The following is a 1,586-nucleotide window of genomic DNA, read 5'->3' as shown; positions in this document are numbered from 1 at the left end:
GGATCGTGCTGGTCGTGGTGGGTCGAGGAGACCGCTCCGGGCCGGGCTTCAGCCCGGCCCGGAGGAGGTCAGGACTCGAACGCGGTGTCGATGAACTGGTCGACGTTCTCCGAGGTCACGACGGGCGCGTAGAGCTGCACGGTGCGAGGCACCTCGATCTCGACCAGGTCGCTCATCGCCTTCCCCTGCACCAGCAGACGGGCCAGCTTGACGCCGTCGGCACCCTGGGTGGAGGGGTAGATGACGGTGGCCTTCAGCACGCTGTCGTCCTCCTGGATGGCCCGCATCGCGTTGGCCGAGCCGGCGCCGCCGATCATGGTGAACTCGTCGCGCCCCGCGCTCTCGATCGCCGCCAGGACGCCGACGCCCTGGTCGTCGTCGTGGTTCCACAGGTAGTCGATCTTCGGAGCGGCCTGCAGCAGGTTGGACGCGGCCTTCTCGCCACCCTCCACCGTGAAGTCGGCGGCGACGCGGTTGTCGACGTCCAGGCCGCAGTCCTTGAGCGCGTCCTCGAAGCCCTGGCTGCGGTCCTGGGTCAGGGGGAGAGAGTCGATGCCCGCGATCTCGGCGACGACGGCGTCCTCGTTGCCACCCGCCTGCTCGCAGATGTAGGCGCCCGCGGACACGCCCATGCCGTAGTTGTCACCGAGGACGGTGACGCGGGCGGCGTTGGGGTCGTCGAACTCGCGGTCGACGTTGATGACCGGGATGCCGGCCTCCATCGCCTTGAGGGCGACCGGCGTCATCGCGGCACCGTCGAAGGGCAGGAGCACGATCGCGTCGACCCCGTCGTTGATGAAGGTCTCGACCTGGCTGATCTGCAGGTTGACGTCGTTGGTGCCCTCGGCGACGCGCAGCTCCACGTCGTCGTACGCCTCGGCGGCCGTGCGGGTGGACTCGGTGATCGAGCCCATCCACCCGTGGTCGGCGGCGGGGGCCGAGAAGCCGATGACGACCGTGTCGCCCGACTCGTCGTTGGAGCCCTGCTCCGCGGTGGAGGTGCCGCCGCTGGCGCCGCTGCTCTCGGACTCGGGCTCGGCGTTGCTGGTGCACGCCGCGAGGGAGGCGACGGCGAGCCCGGCGACCAGGGTGGTCCCCAGCTTCTTGTGGATCGACGAGAGGGACATGTGCTGCTCCTTGTGCTGAATGGGGTGGTGCTGAATGGGGTGGTGCTGACTGGGGTGGTGCTGACTGCGATGCTGCGGGTGCTGGCTTGCCGCGCCGGGCCGAGGTGGTCCCCCGTCCCGGAGCGGCGTCATGCGGTGGTGCTCCGAGACGCCAGCCGCTGCTGGAGCAGGACGGCGACGACGATGATCAGGCCCTTCGCGACCGCCTGGGTCGAGGTGTCCTGGTTGTTGAGGGTGAACACGTTGTTGAGGGTGGTGAAGATCAGCACCCCGAAGACGGTGCCGACGATGGTGCCGCGGCCACCGGAGAGCAGCGTGCCGCCGATGACGACCGCCGCGATCGCGTCGAGCTCGTAGAGGTTGCCGTGCGTCGAGCTGCCCACCGTCGTGCGGGAGACCAGCATGATCGCGGCGATGCCGCAGCACAGGCCGACGAGCACGTAGAGCAGCACGTAGAGC

General features: G+C 69.3%; 2 protein-coding genes. Both read right to left on the bottom strand.

The features are described from left to right. Positions 1-68: 68 nt before the first annotated feature. Entirely contained in the window at positions 69-1,127 is a 1,059-nt protein-coding gene (locus tag ACXJKL_RS20810; protein ID WP_457208898.1) for a substrate-binding domain-containing protein, read from the bottom strand. 128 nt (positions 1,128-1,255) lie between these two features. Next, the coding region (locus tag ACXJKL_RS20805) for an ABC transporter permease (protein WP_457208897.1) at positions 1,256-1,586 on the bottom strand (331 nt) is incomplete at its 5' end.

It is taken from the genome of Nocardioides sp. P5_C9_2 (assembly GCF_054049555.1).
Note: the sequence above shows the minus strand (reverse complement) of the source record. Positions and strands in the feature narration are given on the sequence as shown.